The organism is Shinella sp. 1A1 (assembly GCF_055379515.1).
Map to the genome: position 1 here is coordinate 2,970,650 of NZ_AP039671.1, position 18,529 is coordinate 2,989,178.

Below are 18,529 nucleotides of genomic sequence, written 5' to 3' on the forward strand. Positions count from 1 at the left end.
TTGGAGCAGGAACGCATGGCTTCGGTCGTCATCTACACGCGTCAGTTCTGCGGCTATTGCAGCGCCGCGAAAAAACTCCTCGAGACGAAGGGCGTGGCCTATGAGGAGCACGACGCCACCCACGCGCCCGAGCTTCGCCAGGAGATGATCCAGCGCGCCGGCCGCAGCACCTTCCCGCAGATCTTCATCAACGACCGCCATGTCGGCGGCTGCGACGACCTGCATGCGCTGGAGCGCGCCGGCGAACTCGACGCCCTGCTCGCCGCCTGAGGAGACCGCCCATGACCGTCACGATCGCCGCCGTCCAGATGTGCTCCGGGACCGATCCGGTCCGCAACGTGGAGACGATGCGGCGGCTCGTGCGCGAGGCGGCCGCCAAGGGCGCCACCTATGTCCAGACCCCGGAAATGACCGGCGCCCTGCAAAGAGACCGCGCCGGCCTCAAGGCCATCCTGCGGCAGGAGGAGGACGACCCAGTGGTCGCCGCCGCCGCGCAGCTTGCGGCCGAACTCGCCATCCACGTCCATGTCGGCTCCACCGCCATCGCGCTTGCCGACGGCAAGGTCGCCAATCGCGGCTTCCTCTTCGGTCCGGACGGCGCGCGCATCTGCACCTACGACAAGATCCACATGTTCGACGTCGACCTCGACAATGGCGAGAGCTGGCGCGAGAGCGCGGTCTATTCGCCGGGCGCGGTCGCGCGCCTTGCCGACCTTCCCTTCGGGCGGTTGGGCTTCGCCATCTGCTACGACGTGCGCTTCCCCGAACTCTTCAAGGCCGAGGCGCAGGCCGGCGCGCAGATCATCTCCGTTCCCGCCGCCTTCACCCGCCAGACGGGCGAGGCGCATTGGGAAACGCTGCTGCGCGCCCGCGCCATCGAGAACGGCGTCTATATCGTCGCGGCCGCGCAGGCGGGCGTGCACGAGGACGGTCGCGAGACCTTCGGCCACTCGATGATCGTAGATCCCTGGGGCCGCGTGCTCGCCTCCGCCGGCGGCACTGGCGAGGCCGTGGTGCTGGCTGAGGTCGACACCGCCGCCGTGAAGGCCGCCCGCGACAAGATCCCCAACCTGCGCAACGGGCGCAGCTTCAGCCTGGAAGTAACGGGCGAAGAGCCCGGCGCGCCCGCGAAGGGAGGCGTTGCCGCTTGATCCGCTACGAACTCTCCTGCGACAACGGCCACGCCTTCGAAGGCTGGTTCGGCTCGGCGGACGATTTCGACCGCCAGCAGAAGATGGCGCTCGTCTCCTGCCCGACCTGCGGCTCGACCCACGTTTCCAAGCGGCTGATGGCGCCCTCCGTCTCGACCGCCCGCAAGAAGCAGCGGCGTCAGGAACTGGCGGTGCAGACCGGCCAGCGCGAGATGATGGCGAAGCTGCGCGAGATCGTCTCGACCATCCGCGCGAATTCCGAGGATGTCGGCGACCGCTTTCCCGAGGAAGCCCGCAAGATCCACTACGGCGAGACCGAGCAGCGTGGCCTGGTCGGCCGGGCGACTGCGGACGAGGTACGCGACCTTCTCGAGGAAGGCGTCGAAGTCGCCCCCCTGCCCGTCCTGCCCGACGACACGAACTGACGCCGCATCGCCCAGAATGCGAAGATCAGGCGGACGCGCGGCGCGCGACCAGCATGTAGTTCACGTCCATGTCCTTCGAGAGGTTCCACTGGTTGAGCAGCGGATTGAAGAACACGCCCGTGCGGTCCGTCACCGTCAGGCCGGATGCCGTGAGCGGCTTTTCGATCTCTTCCGGCCGCACCAGCTTCTCGTATTGATGGGTGCCGCGCGGTAGCCAGCGCAGCACATTCTCCGCCGCGAAGATAGCCAGCGCCGCAGCCTTCAGCGTGCGGTTGATCGTGGCGACGAACATCATGCCGCCGGGCCGCACCATGGAGGCGCAGGTGCCGAGGAAGAAATCGACGTCAGAGACGTGTTCGACCACTTCCATGTTGAGCACGACGTCGAAGGTCTCGCCCGCTTCCGCCAGCGCCTCGGCCGTCACCGCGCGGTAATCGACCGGAACGCCGCTGCCGGCCGCATGGGCCTTGGCGATGCCGATATTCTTTTCCGATGCATCCGCCCCCAGCACATCCGCCCCCATGCGCGCCATCGGCTCGGATAGCAGGCCCCCGCCGCAGCCGATATCGAGGATGCGCAGACCTTCGAGCGGGCGATGGGATCGCGGATCGCGGCCGAACTGGGCGGAGACGAGATCGCGGACATAGGTGAGGCGAACGGGATTGAACTTGTGCAGCGGCCGGAACTTTCCGGCCGGGTCCCACCACTCGGCGGCCATGGCGGAAAAGCGGTCGACTTCCGCCTGGTCGATCGTCGTGCGGGCTGCCTCGCTCATGGCTCGTCTCCTTCGCGTCTTCTCCCTCGTGAAGTCGGCCTCAACGCGGCGGATGTCAAGAGGGCGAAGTGAAGCGCGGCCGCCCCTGCCCAGCGCGGCAACGGCTCTGGACCGCGCCCCGCCCGGGCGGCTATGACAGTCACCATGACCGCATCCGCATCCGCCTCCCCCCGCCAGCGCCTCACCCTTGCCGCCGACCGGTCGCTCATCTACGCCATCGGCGACGTGCACGGCTGCCATGCCGCGCTGCTGGCGCTGGAGGCGCGCATTCGGGAGGATGCGGCCGGCCATCCGGGCGCGCAGCCGTTGATCGTCTATCTCGGCGACTATGTGGACCGCGGCCCGGCCTCGAGCGCCGTCATCGAGCATCTCGCCGCGGAACGCCATGGCGACGGCATCGAGCGCATCGCGCTCTGCGGCAATCATGACGACACGTTCCTGAAATTCATCGCCGATCCGCCCCGGCACCAGCGCTGGCTCGATTTCGGCGGCGATGCGACGCTGCGCTCCTACGGGCTGGAGCCGTCCGGCTATCTCGACCGCCCCGGCGGCCTGGAGGCTCTTGGCTCGGACCTTCGGGCACGCATGCCCGCCCGCCATATCGCCTTCCTGCAAGGCCTGCCGATCGCCGCCCGCTGCGGCGACCGCCTCTTCGTGCATGCGGGCATCCTGCCCGGCGTGCCGCTGCGCCAGCAGGAAGACCACGACATGATGTGGATCCGCGAGCCCTTCCTCAGCGAGGGGCCGGGCCTGCCCGTCACCGTCATCCACGGTCACACGGCGGGGCCCGAGCCGGTCTTCCGCCCGGGCCGCATCTGCATCGACACGACCTGCTACGCCACCGGCCGCCTGACGGCCCTGAAGGTCACACCCGACGGCGAGACGCTTCTCTAGCCGCGGCCGAACTCGTCCTCGATGCGGATGATGTCATCCTCGCCGAGATAGGAGCCGGTCTGGACCTCGATGAGTTCCAGCAGGATCTTGCCGGGATTGGCGAGCCGGTGCATCTCGCCCTGCGGAATATAGACCGACTCGTTCTCGCGCAGCGGGATCGTCCTGTCGCCGATCGTCACCTCGGCGGTGCCGCGCACGACGATCCAGTGCTCCGAGCGGTGATGGTGCTTTTGCAGCGACAGCCGCTTGCCGGGCGTCACGAAGAGGCGCTTGACCTGGAAGCGCTCGCCGTTCAGCACCGACGTATAGCCGCCCCAGGGGCGGTAGGAGGTCGGATGCGTCTCCGTCAGCTTGGCCGTCTTGGGCAGCGCCGCGAGATGTTTCACCAGCCTGCCGACATTCTGGCTGTCCTCCAGCCGCCCGACATAGACGGCATCCTCGCTGGCGACGACCGCGACATTTTCCAGCCCCTGCACGGCGACATGGATATCGCGGGAAATCACCAGCGAATTGCGCGTGTCGAGAACCGTCGTGCTGCCGTCGGCGACATTGCCCGCCTCGTCCCGCTGGCCGGTCTTCCACACGGAATCCCAACTGCCGAGATCGGACCAGGAGATGGGCGAAGGCACGACGGCGGCAATCGGCGTCTTCTCGAAGATGGCGTAGTCGACGGAAATATCCGGCGCGCGGGCGAAGGCCTCGGCGTCCAGCCGCTCGAAATCGAGGTCGTGCTGCGCCTTGGCGACCGCTTCGCTCGCCGCATTCAGCACCTCGGGCGCATATTGCTGCAACTCGCGCAGGAAATGGCCGACCGGCAGCATGAACATGCCGGAATTCCACAAATAGCCGCCCGTCGCCAGCATGGCGGCGGCGTTGTCGTGGTCCGGCTTCTCGACGAAGCGGCGCACAGCATGGGCGCCGTTGCCGAGTTCCTCGCCAATCTCGATATAGCCGTAGCCGGTCGCCGGCTCCTTGGGCGTGATGCCGAAGGTCACGAGGCGTCCGGTGCGGGCGGCGGCGGCCGCCTTGGCGATGCAGTCGAAATAGGTCGCATCGGCGTCGATCTCATGGTCGGAGGCGAGCACCTGCATGATCGCGTCACTGCCATGGACGCGGGCGATCAGCGTCGCGGCGGCGGCAAGCGCCGGCGCTGTGTTGCGCGCCACTGGCTCAAGAAGGATGGAGGTCAGCGCCATGTCGACCGCCCGCGCCTGTTCGGCGACAAGGAAACGGAAATCGCTGTTGGTGACAATGACCGGCGGCTCGTAAAGCGCCTTGTCGGAAACCCGCGCCAGCGACTTCTGGAAGAGCGTCGTTTCCCCGAGGAATTCGAGGAACTGCTTGGGCGCCGAAGCGCGCGACAGGGGCCAGAGGCGGGTGCCTTTTCCGCCGGCCATGATGACGGGTACGATCTTGCTGCTCATCCATTCCATCCTGACATCCAGCCGCCATCGCGGCGACCGCATCTCGCGCCAATCTCCTCTCGTCCCGTAAAGAAACAGGAAATCGCGCTGCGGTTGTCAGAATGAAGGGTGAGCCATTCTCGCGGAAAGGTAAAGGAGTCCTTCCGCCCGAAACAAGGCAACAAAAAACCCGCCGGAGCGGGTTCGATGTGTTTCAAGCGACCGGCATCAGACCGGCATCACGATGCCCTGGAGCGTCGTCAGCTCGGCGAGATAGGTCTCGATGCCGAACTTCTGGTCGTCCGTCTTCACGTGGTCGAGCTCCTTGCGGACAGCTTCGATGCGGCGCGTGATGTCGTCGTTGTTGAATTCGTCGACATGAACGGCCGATTCGGCGAGCAGCGTGCAACCGGTCGGAATGATGTCGGCGAAACCGCCGAAGACCACGTAGCGGTCCTTCTTGCCATCGGCCGTCTTCACGGTGACGATGCCCGGCTTGATCGTCGTCATGGTCGGCGCATGGTTGGCCATGACGGTCATCTCGCCCTCGGTCGCCGGGATGACGACTTCGCTGACGCTGCCGGAAACCAGCAGGCGCTCGGGGGAAACGAGTTCAAAGTTGAAACTGTCAGCCATGACCATTCACTTCTTCTGATTTCATACGGCCGGGAAGAGAAGGGCGCCCGGTGCGGGCGCCCGACAATCATCAAGCAGCTTCGGCAGCCAGCTTCTTGGCCTTCTCGATGGCTTCTTCCATGGAGCCGACCATGTAGAAGGCAGCTTCCGGAAGATGGTCGTACTCGCCGTTGACGAGGCCCTTGAAGCCCTTGATCGTGTCTTCGAGAGCGACGAGCTTGCCCGGCGAACCGGTGAAGACTTCGGCGACGAAGAACGGCTGGGACAGGAAGCGCTCGATCTTGCGGGCGCGGGCAACGGCCAGCTTGTCGTCTTCCGACAGTTCGTCCATGCCCAGGATCGCGATGATGTCCTGGAGAGCCTTGTAGCGCTGCAGGGTCGTCTGGACCTTACGGGCGACTTCGTAGTGCTCTTCACCGACAACCATCGGGTCGAGCATGCGCGACGTGGAGTCGAGCGGGTCAACGGCCGGGTAGATGCCCTTTTCGGCGATCGAGCGCGACAGAACGGTCGTGGCGTCGAGGTGGGCGAACGAGGTTGCCGGCGCGGGGTCGGTCAAGTCGTCGGCGGGAACGTAGATGGCCTGAACCGAGGTGATCGAGCCCTTGGTCGTGGTGGTGATGCGTTCCTGCATCTGGCCCATGTCCGTGGCGAGCGTCGGCTGATAGCCCACGGCCGACGGGATACGGCCGAGCAGAGCCGACACTTCGGAACCTGCCTGCGTGAAGCGGAAGATGTTGTCGACGAAGAACAGAACGTCCTGGCCCTTGTCGCGGAAGTCTTCAGCGATCGTCAGACCCGTGAGGGCGACGCGAGCGCGGGCGCCCGGCGGTTCGTTCATCTGGCCGTAAACGAGAGCGGCCTTGGAGCCTTCGCCGCCGCCGTGCTTGTTCACGCCCGATTCGATCATTTCGTGGTAAAGGTCGTTGCCTTCGCGGGTGCGTTCACCCACGCCTGCGAACACCGAGTAACCACCGTGCGCCTTGGCGACGTTGTTGATCAGTTCCATGATGAGAACGGTCTTGCCAACGCCTGCGCCGCCGAAGAGGCCGATCTTGCCGCCCTTTGCGTAGGGAGCGAGAAGGTCGACGACCTTGATGCCGGTGACGAGGATCTGCGCTTCCGTCGACTGCTCGACATAGGCCGGAGCGTCCTGGTGGATGGCGCGCTTGGCCTTGGTGACGAGCGGACCGGCTTCGTCGACCGGCTCGCCGATGACGTTCATGATGCGGCCGAGGGTCTCGTCGCCGACCGGAACGGAGATCGGAGCGCCCGTGTCGGTGACCGGCTGACCGCGGACGAGACCTTCGGTCGAGTCCATGGCGATCGTGCGGACGGTGTTTTCACCGAGGTGCTGGGCGACTTCGAGAACGAGGCGGTTGCCGTTGTTGTCGGTTTCCAGCGCGTTCAGGATGAGCGGCAGAGCGCCGTCGAAGGCGACGTCAACGACGGCGCCGATAACCTGGGTAACGCGGCCGGTTGCGCCGGCTGCGACCGGAGCCGAAGCCTTGGTCGCAGCGGTCTTCGCGGCCGGTGCCTTTGCCTTGGCGGCAGTGGCCGAAGCCTTGGTTGCCGCTGCGGCCGGAGCCGCCGCCGTTACCGTCTTGCTCGCAGCCGGCTTCTTCGCCGCTGCGGTGTCCTTCGGGGTAGCTGCCTTAGCCATATCTCTTACCCTCTTTGTCCTGGTCCTTAGAGCGCTTCGGCGCCCGAGATGATTTCGATGAGTTCCTTGGTGATCTGAGCCTGGCGCTGACGGTTGTAGTTGAGCGTCAGCTTGTTGATCATCTCACCAGCATTGCGGGTCGCGTTGTCCATGGCGCTCATCTTGGCGCCCATTTCGCCGGCGACGTTCTCGAGCAGCGCCCGGAAGATCTGCACCGAAATGTTGCGCGGGATGAGGTCGCCGAGGATCGCGCCGGCATCCGGCTCGTAGTCGTAGATCGCCGTCGCGCCGGTCGTCTCGGCAGCTGCCGCCGGAGCGGAGGCCGGGATGAGCTGGAGCGCGGTCGGGATCTGCGCGATGACCGACTTGAACTCGGAATAGAACAGCGTGCAGACGTCGAATTCGCCCTGTTCGAAGAGACCGATGACCTTGCGGCCGATCTCGTCGGCATTGGTGAAGCCGATGCGCTTGACTTCGCGAAGGTCGACGCGGTCGATGATCAGCGAAGCGAATTCGCGACGCAGGATATCGAAGCCCTTCTTGCCCACGCAGATGATCTTGACCGTCTTGCCGCTCGCCAGAAGCTTGCGGGTATGGTCACGCGCCAGACGCGCGATCTGCGAGTTGAAGCCACCGCACAGGCCGCGTTCGGCCGTGCAGACGACGAGCAGGTGGACATCGTCCTTGCCCGTGCCGGTCATCAGGCGCGGTGCGCTGTCGTCCTGGCCGACAGCCTGAGCGATGTTCGCGAGAACGGCGCTCATGCGCTGCGAATAGGGCCGGGCGGCCTCGGCCGCTTCCTGGGCACGCCGAAGCTTCGCCGCGGCGACCATTTTCATCGCCTTGGTGATCTTCTGCGTCGCCTTGACGGAGGCGATCCGGTTTTTCAGATCCTTAAGTGAAGGCATCCGTTTTCCGTCCTGTAACACGATCCGGAGGGATCATGCGTCAAATCCAAAGTTCGGGGCGCCTGCGCGCCGGTGAGCGCGCAGGGCTTGAACCGTCAGCTCAGCCGAAGGTCTTGGCGAAGGCGTCGAGAGCAGCCTTGAGCTTGCCCTTCGTGTCATCGCTGATGGCCTTGTCCGTGCGGATCGTGTCGAGGATAGCCTTGCCCTCGGAACGCATGTAGCCGAGCAGGCCCTGCTCGAACTTGCCGACCTGTGCGACCGGAAGCTTGTCGAGGTAGCCGTTGACGCCGGCGAAGATCACGACGACCTGCTCTTCCGTCTTCAGCGGCGAGAACTGCGGCTGCTTCAGGAGTTCGGTCAGGCGTGCACCGCGGTTGAGCAGACGCTGCGTCGCGGCGTCGAGGTCCGAGCCGAACTGGGCGAAGGCTGCCATTTCGCGATACTGGGCAAGCTCGCCCTTGATCGAGCCGGCGACCTGCTTCATCGCCTTGATCTGTGCGGACGAGCCCACGCGGGAAACCGACAGACCGACGTTAACGGCCGGGCGGATACCCTGGTAGAACAGGTCCGTTTCAAGGAAGATCTGGCCGTCGGTGATCGAGATCACGTTGGTCGGGATGAACGCCGAAACGTCGTTACCCTGGGTTTCGATGACCGGCAGAGCCGTCAGCGAGCCAGCACCCATGTCGTCGTTGAGCTTTGCAGCGCGCTCGAGGAGACGCGAATGCAGGTAGAAGACGTCGCCCGGGTAAGCTTCGCGGCCCGGCGGGCGGCGCAGCAGCAGCGACATCTGGCGGTAGGAAACGGCCTGCTTGGAAAGGTCGTCATAGCCGATGAGGGCGTGCTTGCCGTTGTCACGGAAGTATTCGCCCATCGCGCAGCCGGCGAACGGTGCGAGATACTGCATCGGCGCCGGGTCGGACGCGGTGGCAGCAACGATAATCGAGTACTGGAGAGCGCCGCGCTCTTCGAGAACCTTCACGAACTGGGCGACGGTCGAACGCTTCTGGCCGATAGCGACGTAGACGCAGTACAGCTTGTCGCCGTCCGGGCCGTTGTCGTGGATGGCCTTCTGGTTCAGGATCGTGTCCAGAATGATGGCGGTCTTGCCGGTCTGGCGGTCGCCGATGACGAGCTCGCGCTGGCCGCGGCCGACCGGGATGAGGGCGTCGATGGCCTTGAGGCCGGTCGACATCGGCTCATGAACCGACTTGCGCGGAATGATGCCCGGAGCCTTGACGTCGACGCGTGCGCGCTGCTTGGCATTGATCGGACCCTTGCCGTCGATCGGGTTGCCGAGCGCGTCGACGACGCGGCCGAGCAGTTCCGGACCGACCGGCACGTCAACGATGGCGCCCGTACGCTTGACGGTGTCGCCTTCCTTGATGTCACGGTCCGAACCGAAGATAACGACACCGACGTTGTCGCTTTCCAGGTTCAGCGCCATGCCGCGGATGCCGCCGGGGAACTCCACCATTTCACCGGCCTGGACATTGTCGAGGCCGTAAACGCGGGCGATACCGTCACCGACGGAAAGCACCTGGCCGACTTCCGAGACTTCCGCCTCTTTGCCGAAGTTTTTGATCTGATCTTTGAGAATTGCGGAAATTTCCGCGGCGCGGATATCCATCAGCCGACCTCTTTCAGTGCAAGCTTAAGAGTAGAGAGTTTGGTGCGAAGGGACGTGTCGATCTGGCGCGATCCCACCTTGACGATCAGACCACCGAGAATGGACGGATCCACGGTGACGGCAACCGCCACGTCTTTGCCGGTGACGCCTTTCAGCGCCGCCTTCAATTCGTTTTCCTGCGCTGCGGTCAGCGCATGGGCCGAGGTGACGTCGGCCGTGATTTCGCCGCGGGCGCGGGCCGCGATGACGCGATATGCCTTGATCATGCCGGGAACGGCGAAAAGGCGACGATTGGACGCAACCACCTTGAGGAAGTTTGCCACGAGGCCCGTAATGCCGGCCTTGGCGGCGACGGCGGCAATGGCCTTGGTCTGATCTTCGGCGGAGAAGACAGGGCTGGCGATCAGCCGCTTCAGGTCGTCGCTTTCGTCGATCAACGCCTGGAAACGGGCGAGATCGGCACCGACACTGTCAGCCGAACCGGCTTCCTGAGCGAGGTCGAAAAGCGAAGACGCGTATCTTTCTGCAACACCGGAAACAAGCTGGGATGTGTCTGCCACGGGCACAAGCTTCTCTTCTTATCATCCAGAGCGCTGGGCAGTAGCGAAGCTACGGTCCTAACCATCTGAAATCGTTGCGGTAATCTTCAGTTCCCACAGGCTCGGGCGCCCGCTTTTTCTGAATTTCGCGGTTCGTCTAGCATACGAAACCGGGACTCGCAACACGCCGGACGCAGGAATGCGCCATAAGTCGGCCACAGTCGGGGCAAAAGTTGACTGCGCGTGGTCTATTTACACGCTGGCGGGCCTTCGCGGCCCGGTTTTCCGGTCAGATGAAGCCGAAGGCGTAGCCGAGCGGCAGGGCGGCGAGCACCGCCTGCACGAGGAGCGCGAGAAGGTTCTTCAGCGAGAAGGAACGGTCCGACATCAGGGAGAGGATGCGACCGAAGGCGGCCAGCGCGAAACCGCCACCGATGGCCATGTAGATCCAGCTCTGCGCCATCATCAGCGCCACGATTGCAAGCCCCGCATGAAAGCCGCCGGCCGAACGGGCGAAGGCATAAGCCTCGCGGCTGCCCTCCTTCGGTTGGAGCCCGGCGAACTTGAGCGCCATGCCGGGCGCGAAGAGCACGAAGAGGCCGAAAAGCCCCGTGACGATGGCCGCCAGGAACGCCAGGAGCTCGCCGGTCTCGGTGGGGATGTAGAATTCCATCTGGCGTCTCTCCCGTCGGTTGCTGCGGCCTTCTATCGCACAGGCGCCCGGCGCGCAGAAGCGCACGGGGCCAATTCGCACAATTCTTTGTTAACCCTGCGCCTCACAGGAAGCTCTGCGGGTCGATATCGAGCTGGACCTGGAGCGAGGCGCGCTCCTTGGGCCCGTTCGCCAGCATGGCGCGCAGGAAGGTCTGCATGTCGCTGCCCCGCCGGCCGTGCACCAGCAGGCGGAACCGATGGCGGCCCCGCACCAGCGCCAGCGGCGCCTCCGCCGGGCCGAGGATCGAGATACCGTCGACATGGGGCGCGGCCTGTCGCAGCCCCCTCGCATGCGCTTCCGCCTCGCCGCGGCTGTCGGCCGAGACGATGACCGAGGCGAGCCGTCCGAACGGCGGCAGCAGCGCCTTTTCCCGCTCGCCGATCTCGCGGTCGTAGAAGGCCTGTGCATCGCCCGAAACGATCGCCTGCATGACGGGATGGGCCGGCTGGTAGGTCTGGATGAGGCCGTGGCTCTTGAGGCCCGAACGCCCGGCGCGACCCGTCACCTGCGAAAGAAGCTGGAACGTCCGCTCCGCCGCGCGCGGATCGCCGTTGGAAAGGCCGAGATCGGCATCCACCACCCCGACCAGCGACATCAGCGGGAAATTGTGCCCCTTGGCGACGAGCTGCGTTCCGATGACGATATCCGCTTCGCCCCGCGCGATGGCCTCCAGCTCCAGCCGGAGGCGCTTGACGCCCATGAGGTCGGAGGAGAGCACGATGGTCCGCGCCTCCGGAAAATGCCGCTCCACCTCCTCCGCGATGCGCTCCACCCCCGGCCCGCAGGCCGCCAGATGATCGAAGGTGCCGCATTCCGGGCAGGCCTCGGGCGTGCGCTCGGCATAGCCGCAATGGTGGCACTGGATCTGCCCGCGGAACCGGTGCTCCACCAGCCAGCTCGAGCATTGCGGGCACTGGAAGCGATGGCCGCAGACCCGGCAGAGCGTCAGCGGCGCATAGCCGCGCCGGTTGAGGAAGAGCAGCGCCTGCTCCTCCTTCTCGATGGTGCGGGCGATGCCGCGCAGGAGGACCGGCGAGAGGAAGCCGCCGCGCGCCGGCGGATGGCGGCGCATGTCGATGAGGTGCAGGTCCGGCAGCGCCGCATCGCCGTAGCGCGTCGGCAGGTGCAGCTTGCGGTAACGCCCGACCTCGCTGTTGACCCGGCTTTCCACCGAGGGCGTCGCCGAGACGAGCACGGCCGGGAAATCGCCGATGCGCGCCCGCACCACCGCCATGTCGCGGGCATTGTAGAAGACGCGGTCTTCCTGCTTGTAGGCCGGATCGTGCTCCTCGTCGACGATGACGAGGCCGAGATTCTCGAAGGGCAGGAACAGCGCCGAGCGCGCGCCGGCCACCACCCGCACATCCCCCGTCGTCACCTGCCGCCAGACCTTTTCGCGGATGCGCGGGGCAAGATCGGAATGCCACTCCGCCGGCTTGGCCCCGAAGCGGTCGTGGAAGCGTTCGAGGAAGCTCGCCGTCAGCGCGATCTCCGGCAGGAGGATGAGCACCTGCCGGCCCTGCCGCAGCGTCTCGGCGATCGCCTCGAAATAGACCTCCGTCTTGCCCGAGCCGGTGATGCCGTCGATCAGCGAGACGGAAAAGCCGCCCTTGCGCACGCTCTCGACCAGATCGGCCGCGCTCTCCGTCTGCGGCCCTTCGAGCCGCGGGGCGACATAGTCGGGATCGGGCGCGGCCACCACCGGCGGCGGCGGCAGGAACACGGTCTCGAAACTGCCCTGCTTCACCAGCCCGTCGATGACGCTCGTCGAGGTGCCGGAGGCATGGGCAAGGCCCGACCGGGTCCACGGGATGCCGTCCTCGACCATTTCCAATACGCGCTCGCGCGCGCTCGTCAGACGCTCCGGCCGGTGGCCGGTGAAGCGCAGGCCCTCGATCATCGGTTCGGGATCGAAGGCGGCCGGCGCGCGCAGCGCCATGCGGGCGACGAGCCCCGGCGGCGTCACCGTATAGGCGGAGACCCAGTCGAGGAAATCGCGCATCTCCTTCGAAAGCGGCGGGCAGTCGAAGACCTTCTCGATGGGCCGCAGCTTCTTCGGATCGACCCTGCCGTCATCCCCGCCATCCCAGACGACGCCGGCGACAAGGCGCGGGCCGAGCGGCACCTGCACGATGGACCCCGGCTCCACCGCCATGCCCTCCGGCACCGTATAGGAATAGGCGACGGCCGTCGGCACCGGCACCAGGACGGGCACGGTGCGTGGAAAAAGCCTTTCCCCGAAGAGGTTGGTCGAATCGCTGCTCATTTCCCGCGAAGATGCCCCCGCCGGTGCGCAAAGAGAACCGCAAAGATCGCCGCGCCGCTCATTCGTCCTCGTCCATTTCGCCGGTGAGCCGCATGCCGTCGATCCAGGTGGCCCCGTCGTTGCGCACGACGCGCTTCGCCCGCACCCCGCAGCGCGCCTCCACCTCCTGCGCCAGCCGTTCGGAATGGGTGACGATCCAGAGCTGGCTCGTCTCCGCCGCCCGCGCGATCATGCCGGCGAGCGGCGGCAACATGTCGGGATGAAGGCTCGCCTCCGGCTCGTTGAGCGCGATCAGCGGCGGGGTGCGGTAGGAGAGCAGCGCGGCGGCGAGCGAAAGGAAACGGATCTGCCCGTCGGAGAGTTCGCGCGGCTGGAAGACGCGCTGTGGAAACTGCGGGAAGACGAGGCCGAAGGACGCGAATTCCTCCGGCTCCGGCACGGAAAGCTTCGCCCCGCCGAACGCATCCGCGATGGCGCGGTCGAGATCGACCGTATCCTCCCGCGTCCATACGAGCGTCGCGAAGACCGCCGCCATGTTGGCGCCGTCCTCGTCGAGCAGCGGCGCGGTGACGGCAAGGCAGGGCTGGCGCAGCGCCGAGCCGCGATCCGAGCGGAAGCCGTGGAAGAAGCGCCATTGCGACACCGCGCGGCGGAAGGTGCCGATCTCGGGATAGTGCCCGGCATCGCCGAGAAGGGCGATCGCCGTCTCCGAGGTCAGCGCCTGCTCGGGATGCTCGACCATGCGCCCGGTCTCATCCCGGACCATGATCCCCGGCCCCGCGCGCTTCATCACCGTCACCGGCCGGCGGCCGGTTTCGATGGAAAGCTCCTCGGCCTTCACCTGCGGCTCGAAGGCGAAGCCTGCTGAGGCCTTCGGCGGGCGCAGCCCCGCCTCGACGCGGTAGCGGAAGGTGATCGCCCGGTCCTCGTCGAGCAGTTCGGTCTCCAGCCGGATGCGCACCGGCTCGTTCGCCCGCCGCCTGCCGGTCCACAGCGCCGAAGCCATGCCGCCCTCCGCCGCGATCTCGTGGGCGAAGGTGCCGCGCACCGCGGCCTGCACCAGTTGCAGCGAGCGGTAGAGGTTCGACTTGCCGGCCCCGTTCTCGCCGACGAACAGGTTCACCCGCCCGAGATCCATGCGGATCGAGCGGAGCGACCGGTAGTTTTCGGCGGACATGGAACGAAGCAGCATGCGCTTACCCGGATGCGGAAGAAAGCTCTCTCTATACGAGCCACCATGTCTAGAGGAAGGCGGCGGTGCTTGCCCAGCCCCGGGGCGGAACGTTAGCAATTCCTTAGCCATGCATCGCCCATCCTGTCCCGAACGCCAGAAGGCTATCGCACGTGCAAGGAAGGCGTCTCTCCATCCCCCTCATCCAACCCTTCGGGCCACCTCTCCCCGAGGGGAGAAGGAAAGGGCGGAAACCTCGAATTCCCTATGCGATAGCCTTGCAAATGCCGGAGGCAGGACATGACCGAACTTCTCATCATCGCCGATCCGGCGCTCATGGCCGAGCGGCAGGGCTGGCTTGCGGCTCTTGCCGGCGAGCGCCGGCTTTCCGACAACACGCTGGAGGCCTATGAGCGCGACACGCGCCAGTTCCTCGCCTTCCTCACCGAACATATCGCCGCCCCTGCCAGCCTCAAGGACATCGAGGCCCTGCGCCCGGCGGACCTGCGCGGCTTCCTCGCCGCCCGCCGCCGCGACGGCGCCGGTGCGCGCACGCTCGGCCGCGGCCTTGCGGGCCTGCGCTCCTTCCTGCGCCATCTCGAGCGCAAGGGCCTTGCCAATGCCGCGGGCGCCACCGCGGTACGCTCGCCCAGGCAGCCGAAATCCCTGCCCAAGCCACTGTCGGACCGGCAGGCCATCGCCGTCGTCGACGCCCATGAACAACTGGCCGAGGAGCCCTGGATCCGCGTGCGCAATGCGGCGGTCCTCGCCCTCCTCTACGGCTGCGGCCTGCGCATCTCCGAAGCGCTGTCGCTGACCCCCGCCGATTTTGCCGGCAGCCCCGCATCGCTGCGCATCACCGGCAAGGGCGGCAAGACGCGCATCGTGCCGCTGATCGTCCCGGCCCGCACGGGCGTCGAGGACTATATCAAGCTCTGCCCCTACCCGCTCGGCGAAGACGGGCCGCTCTTCCGCGGCGCGCGCGGCGGCCCCCTGCAACCCGCCATCATCCAGCGCGAGATGCAGAAGCTGCGCGGCGCGCTCGGCCTGCCGGACAGCGCGACGCCCCATGCGCTGCGCCATTCCTTCGCCACGCATCTCCTGGCCGGCGGCGGGGATCTGCGCACCATCCAGGAACTGCTCGGCCATGCCAGCCTTTCCACCACGCAGGTCTATACCGGCGTCGATTCGGCGCGCCTGCTCGAAATCTACGACCGCGCCCATCCCCGCGCCTGATCCGTTAAGGGATTGTGAGGAGGACGACGGCTAGGGTCCGGCGAAATTCGGAGCGTTCGACCATGACAGTCCTTCTTCACAAAACCCGACTGGCGCTCGCCGACCGGGCCGCCGATGCGGGCCTCTGGCTGCTCGCCGCCATAAACGTCCTCCTCGCCCTGTCCTTCCTCCTCGTGCTGGCGACCCTTTCCCCGGCGCATGCGCAGGAGCCGCCGGCCTGCGGCGGCGAGAACCTGCTGGTCCAGTACGAGAAGGACGATCCCGCCGGCTATGCGAAGCTGCGCGCCGAGGCCGACGCGCTGCCCAACGGCAAGGGCATCTTCTGGAAGATCGAGAAGGACGGCCGCCCCGCCTCCTGGCTGCTCGGCACCATGCATGTGACGGACCCGCGCGTGCTCGCCATGCCGGAGGCCGCCCGCACCGCCTATGCCGCCGCTTCGACGGTCATCGTCGAATCGGACGAGATCGCCGACGAGAAGAAGGCCGGCGCGACGATCATGGCCCGCCCGGATCTCACCATGTTCGCGGGTGGCAAGTCCATCACCGACTTCATCGACAAGGCCGAAGCGGAAAGGCTGGCGGAGGGCCTGAAGAGCCGCGGCCTGTCGCTTGCCGCCGTCAGCCGCATGAAGCCATGGATGATCGCCAGCTTCGTCGCGCTGCCGGCCTGCGAGATCGCCCGCAAGACGGCCGGCGCCGCCTTCCTCGACCAGCGCCTCGCCAAGGACGCGCTTGCCGAAGGCAAGACGCTGAAGGGCCTCGAAACGCTCATCGAGCAGATTTCCGCCCTCGATTCCCTGCCGGTCGAGCCGCAGATCCAGGGCCTCGTGCAGACGGTCGAACTCGGCGACAAGCTGACCGACGTCATCGAGACGATGAGCCAGCTCTATCTTGCCGGCGACACCGGCATGATCATGCCGATGATGCGCGCCGCCGCGCCCGAAACGACCGAGGACGCGAAGGCCTATGCGGATTTCGAGCAGCGCATCATCGTCGACCGCAACCATGTCATGGCGACACGCGCAGCGCCGATCCTGGCGGAAGGCAATGTCTTCATGGCCGTCGGCGCGCTGCATCTGGCAGGCCCTGAAGGCGTCGTCGAACTGCTGCGCAAGGAAGGTTTTTCGGTCACCGCGGTGAAGTGAGGACCCGCTCGCCGATGCCCGACAGCATCCTGCGCACGATCAGCTTGTGGAACGGCATGACCACCGCGAGATAGAGCCGGCCAATCAGGTTGTTGCAATGGACCAGCGTCATCACGGAAAGGGTCTGGCCGCTCGGCCGGTCCTGCAGCACGTCGATGACGATGCGGAAATCGAGATGCCGGTCATCGAAGCCGAGGACGACCCGGCCGTCGCTGGCGCTCACCACCGGGAAACCGCCGATCTCCGTCTCCGACGTCGCCACCCTTTCCGCCGCCCCCTTGAGACCGAAGGGCGCGACCAGCGCGTTGCGCAGCACCATGAGCCTGCGCACCCAGCCCGGCGGATGCTCCAGCGCCAGCCGCGCCGCCTCCCGCGCCGTCAGCCCCTCGACCGCAAGGCCGAGCGTGAAGCGATCCGCCCAGTCGGCGGCGGGAAGAATGGGATGGGGCAGCGAGACGGGTCTCGACACGGGCGACATGCAGGCCTCCTTGAGTGCCTGCATGCTGCGCCTGTTCGAACGGGCAGGACAGGCGGCCGGTTGTCGCAGCCGCCTGTCTAGATCACATATGGATCGGCTTGGCGAAGGTCGCGAGCGCGGCTTCCTTGACGGCTTCCGACATGGTCGGGTGCGCGTGGCAGGTGCGGCCGAGGTCTTCCGAGGAGCCGCCGAATTCCATGAGGACGGCCGCCTCGTGGATCATCTCGCCGGCGCCGAAGCCGACGATGTGGACGCCGAGCACGCGGTCCGTCTCCTTGTCGGCCAGCACCTTCACGAAGCCGTCCGTCGCCAGCATGGCGCGGGCGCGGCCGTTGGCGGTGAAGGGGAACTTGCCGACCTTGTAGGCGATGCCCGCGGCCTTCAGTTCTTCTTCCGTCTTGCCGACGGAGGCGACTTCCGGCTGGGTGTAGACGACGCCGGGGATGACGTCGTAGTTCACGTGACCGGCCTGGCCGGCAAGGATTTCGGCGACGGCGACGCCCTCGTCCTCGGCCTTGTGGGCGAGCATCGGGCCGCGCACGACGTCGCCAATGGCATAGATGCCGGGGACGTTGGTCTGGAAATGCTTGTCGATCTCGACACGGCCGCGGCTGTCGAGCGCGACGCCAGCTTCCGCAAGGCCGAGGCCTTCGGTGTAGGGCTTGCGGCCCGTCGCGATCAACACGACGTCGGCGTCGATGGTGGTGGCATCGCCCCCCTTGACGGGCTCGAAGGTCACCTTCGCGCCAGAGCCGGACTTCGTAACGCCCGTCACCTTGGCGCCGAGCTTGAAGTCCATGCCCTGCTTGGCGAGCATGCGCTGGAACTGCTTGGAGACCTCGCCGTCCATGCCGCCGAGGATGGCGTCGAGATATTCGACGACCGTGACCTTGGCGCCGAGGCGGGCCCAGACGGAGCCGAGCTCGAGGCCGATGACGCCGCCGCCGACGACCACCAGATGGCCCGGCACCTTGTCGAGCGCGATGCCGCCCGTCGAGGAGACGATGACCTTTTCGTCGATTTCGACCGGAACGCCCGGAATGCCGGCGACGTCAGACCCCGTGGCGATCACGATGTTCTTCGTCTCCAGGACCTGCTCCTCGCCCTTGTCACTGGTGACGGAAACCTTGCCCGCGCCGAGCACCTTGCCGGTGCCCTGGATGCCGTCGATCTTGTTCTTCTTGAAGAGGAAGGCGACGCCGTCGACATTCGACTTCACCGTCGCATCCTTGTGCGCCATCATCTTCGACAGGTTCAGCGTGGGCTTCACGCCCTCGATGCCGAGCGCGTCCATGCCGTGGGCGGCGTGGCTGTAGGTCTCGGAAGCGTGCAGCAGCGCCTTGGAGGGGATGCAGCCCACATTGAGGCAGGTGCCGCCATAGGTCGCGCGCTTCTCGACGACCGCGACCTTGAGGCCGAGCTGGGCCGCCTTGATGGCTGAGACATAGCCGCCGGGGCCGGAACCGATAACGATGAGATCATATGCCATGGCAA

The 18,529-nt window shown here is 66.3% G+C and carries 18 protein-coding genes; 6 read left to right on the forward strand and 12 right to left on the reverse strand.

Annotated elements, in window-relative coordinates; translation table 11 throughout:
- The first annotated feature begins 15 nt into the window (after positions 1-15).
- Genes grxC through ACZ48C_RS14540 form a run of 3 tightly spaced genes read left to right on the forward strand, consistent with a single transcriptional unit; the run spans position 16 to position 1,576 of the window.
- Positions 16-270: a glutaredoxin 3 gene (gene grxC, locus ACZ48C_RS14530; protein ID WP_119259043.1), complete on the forward strand. Its 255-nt coding sequence runs from the start codon at positions 16-18 to the stop codon at positions 268-270.
- A gap of 11 nt (positions 271-281) precedes the next feature.
- The gene (locus tag ACZ48C_RS14535) at positions 282-1,151 is read left to right on the forward strand and encodes a carbon-nitrogen hydrolase family protein (RefSeq protein ID WP_464781541.1); all 870 of its coding nucleotides are present in this window, start codon (positions 282-284) and stop codon (positions 1,149-1,151) included.
- The gene (locus tag ACZ48C_RS14540) at positions 1,148-1,576 is read left to right on the forward strand and encodes a DUF1178 family protein (protein WP_464781542.1); all 429 of its coding nucleotides are present in this window, start codon (positions 1,148-1,150) and stop codon (positions 1,574-1,576) included. The genes ACZ48C_RS14535 and ACZ48C_RS14540 overlap by 4 nt, the downstream gene beginning before the upstream one ends.
- Before the next feature lie 25 nt (positions 1,577-1,601).
- Here the strand turns inward: ACZ48C_RS14540 and ubiG are convergent, their stop codons facing one another.
- Complete coding sequence (gene ubiG / locus ACZ48C_RS14545) at positions 1,602-2,351, reverse strand: bifunctional 2-polyprenyl-6-hydroxyphenol methylase/3-demethylubiquinol 3-O-methyltransferase UbiG (RefSeq protein ID WP_464781543.1); 750 nt, start codon at positions 2,349-2,351, stop codon at positions 1,602-1,604.
- Between the two features lie 144 nt (positions 2,352-2,495).
- Between ubiG and ACZ48C_RS14550 the strand changes: the two genes are divergently transcribed.
- Entirely contained in the window at positions 2,496-3,245 is a 750-nt protein-coding gene (locus tag ACZ48C_RS14550; RefSeq protein WP_464781544.1) for a metallophosphoesterase family protein, read from the forward strand.
- On the opposite strand, the gene ACZ48C_RS14555 is transcribed toward ACZ48C_RS14550, so the two are convergent.
- From ACZ48C_RS14555 to ACZ48C_RS14595, 9 genes are all read right to left on the reverse strand, one after another.
- The gene (locus ACZ48C_RS14555; protein WP_119259044.1) at positions 3,242-4,669 is read right to left on the reverse strand and encodes a mannose-1-phosphate guanylyltransferase/mannose-6-phosphate isomerase; all 1,428 of its coding nucleotides are present in this window, start codon (positions 4,667-4,669) and stop codon (positions 3,242-3,244) included. The genes ACZ48C_RS14550 and ACZ48C_RS14555 overlap by 4 nt on opposite strands.
- Positions 4,670-4,876: 207 nt before the next feature.
- Positions 4,877-5,284 (reverse strand): F0F1 ATP synthase subunit epsilon, encoded by a 408-nt coding sequence (locus tag ACZ48C_RS14560; protein WP_119259045.1) that lies wholly within the window; start codon positions 5,282-5,284, stop codon positions 4,877-4,879.
- Between the two features lie 70 nt (positions 5,285-5,354).
- Positions 5,355-6,947 carry a F0F1 ATP synthase subunit beta gene (gene atpD / locus ACZ48C_RS14565; protein WP_119258974.1) on the reverse strand — a complete coding sequence of 531 codons (1,593 nt, stop codon included), beginning with the start codon at positions 6,945-6,947 and terminating at the stop codon, positions 5,355-5,357.
- A 26-nt stretch (positions 6,948-6,973) separates the two neighbouring features.
- Positions 6,974-7,855, reverse strand: coding sequence for a F0F1 ATP synthase subunit gamma (locus ACZ48C_RS14570; protein WP_318910161.1), 882 nt, complete (start codon positions 7,853-7,855; stop codon positions 6,974-6,976).
- Between the two features lie 100 nt (positions 7,856-7,955).
- The gene (atpA, locus tag ACZ48C_RS14575; protein WP_119258976.1) at positions 7,956-9,485 is read right to left on the reverse strand and encodes a F0F1 ATP synthase subunit alpha; all 1,530 of its coding nucleotides are present in this window, start codon (positions 9,483-9,485) and stop codon (positions 7,956-7,958) included.
- Entirely contained in the window at positions 9,485-10,051 is a 567-nt protein-coding gene (locus ACZ48C_RS14580) for a F0F1 ATP synthase subunit delta (protein ID WP_119258977.1), read from the reverse strand. Before ACZ48C_RS14580 ends, atpA begins: the two co-directional genes overlap by 1 nt.
- A 262-nt stretch (positions 10,052-10,313) precedes the next feature.
- Entirely contained in the window at positions 10,314-10,697 is a 384-nt protein-coding gene (locus tag ACZ48C_RS14585) for an AGROH133_08824 family phage infection protein (RefSeq protein WP_119258978.1), read from the reverse strand.
- A gap of 103 nt (positions 10,698-10,800) precedes the next feature.
- Complete coding sequence (locus tag ACZ48C_RS14590; protein WP_464781545.1) at positions 10,801-13,005, reverse strand: primosomal protein N'; 2,205 nt, start codon at positions 13,003-13,005, stop codon at positions 10,801-10,803.
- Positions 13,006-13,063: 58 nt separating this feature from the next.
- Positions 13,064-14,197 (reverse strand): AAA family ATPase, encoded by a 1,134-nt coding sequence (locus ACZ48C_RS14595; RefSeq protein ID WP_464781546.1) that lies wholly within the window; start codon positions 14,195-14,197, stop codon positions 13,064-13,066.
- A 279-nt stretch (positions 14,198-14,476) separates the two neighbouring features.
- On the opposite strand from ACZ48C_RS14595, the gene ACZ48C_RS14600 reads away from it, so the two are divergent.
- Positions 14,477-15,412, forward strand: coding sequence for a tyrosine recombinase XerC (locus ACZ48C_RS14600; RefSeq protein WP_464781547.1), 936 nt, complete (start codon positions 14,477-14,479; stop codon positions 15,410-15,412).
- 62 nt (positions 15,413-15,474) lie between these two features.
- A complete protein-coding gene (locus tag ACZ48C_RS14605; protein WP_463620446.1) occupies positions 15,475-16,557 on the forward strand; it encodes a TraB/GumN family protein in 1,083 nt (360 codons plus the stop codon).
- Here ACZ48C_RS14605 and ACZ48C_RS14610 read toward each other — a convergent pair.
- A complete protein-coding gene (locus ACZ48C_RS14610; RefSeq protein ID WP_464781548.1) occupies positions 16,541-17,035 on the reverse strand; it encodes a DUF2867 domain-containing protein in 495 nt (164 codons plus the stop codon). The genes ACZ48C_RS14605 and ACZ48C_RS14610 overlap by 17 nt on opposite strands.
- Positions 17,036-17,117: 82 nt before the next feature.
- Entirely contained in the window at positions 17,118-18,524 is a 1,407-nt protein-coding gene (gene lpdA, locus ACZ48C_RS14615) for a dihydrolipoyl dehydrogenase (protein WP_464781549.1), read from the reverse strand.
- Positions 18,525-18,529 lie beyond the last annotated feature (5 nt).

Bases quoted from the DNA above. Each gene is read 5' to 3' on its own strand.
- grxC (WP_119259043.1), top strand. From the start codon at position 16: ATGGCTTCGGTCGTCATCTACACGCGTCAGTTCTGCGGCTATTGCAGC.
- ACZ48C_RS14535 (WP_464781541.1), top strand. From the start codon at position 282: ATGACCGTCACGATCGCCGCCGTCCAGATGTGCTCCGGGACCGATCCG.
- ubiG (WP_464781543.1), bottom strand. From the start codon at position 2,351: ATGAGCGAGGCAGCCCGCACGACGATCGACCAGGCGGAAGTCGACCGC.
- ACZ48C_RS14550 (WP_464781544.1), top strand. From the start codon at position 2,496: ATGACCGCATCCGCATCCGCCTCCCCCCGCCAGCGCCTCACCCTTGCC.
- ACZ48C_RS14555 (WP_119259044.1), bottom strand. From the start codon at position 4,669: ATGAGCAGCAAGATCGTACCCGTCATCATGGCCGGCGGAAAAGGCACC.
- ACZ48C_RS14560 (WP_119259045.1), bottom strand. From the start codon at position 5,284: ATGGCTGACAGTTTCAACTTTGAACTCGTTTCCCCCGAGCGCCTGCTG.
- atpD (WP_119258974.1), bottom strand. From the start codon at position 6,947: ATGGCTAAGGCAGCTACCCCGAAGGACACCGCAGCGGCGAAGAAGCCG.
- ACZ48C_RS14570 (WP_318910161.1), bottom strand. From the start codon at position 7,855: ATGCCTTCACTTAAGGATCTGAAAAACCGGATCGCCTCCGTCAAGGCG.
- atpA (WP_119258976.1), bottom strand. From the start codon at position 9,485: ATGGATATCCGCGCCGCGGAAATTTCCGCAATTCTCAAAGATCAGATC.
- ACZ48C_RS14585 (WP_119258978.1), bottom strand. From the start codon at position 10,697: ATGGAATTCTACATCCCCACCGAGACCGGCGAGCTCCTGGCGTTCCTG.
- ACZ48C_RS14590 (WP_464781545.1), bottom strand. From the start codon at position 13,005: ATGAGCAGCGATTCGACCAACCTCTTCGGGGAAAGGCTTTTTCCACGC.
- ACZ48C_RS14595 (WP_464781546.1), bottom strand. From the start codon at position 14,197: ATGCTGCTTCGTTCCATGTCCGCCGAAAACTACCGGTCGCTCCGCTCG.
- ACZ48C_RS14600 (WP_464781547.1), top strand. From the start codon at position 14,477: ATGACCGAACTTCTCATCATCGCCGATCCGGCGCTCATGGCCGAGCGG.
- ACZ48C_RS14605 (WP_463620446.1), top strand. From the start codon at position 15,475: ATGACAGTCCTTCTTCACAAAACCCGACTGGCGCTCGCCGACCGGGCC.
- ACZ48C_RS14610 (WP_464781548.1), bottom strand. From the start codon at position 17,035: ATGTCGCCCGTGTCGAGACCCGTCTCGCTGCCCCATCCCATTCTTCCC.
- lpdA (WP_464781549.1), bottom strand. From the start codon at position 18,524: ATGGCATATGATCTCATCGTTATCGGTTCCGGCCCCGGCGGCTATGTC.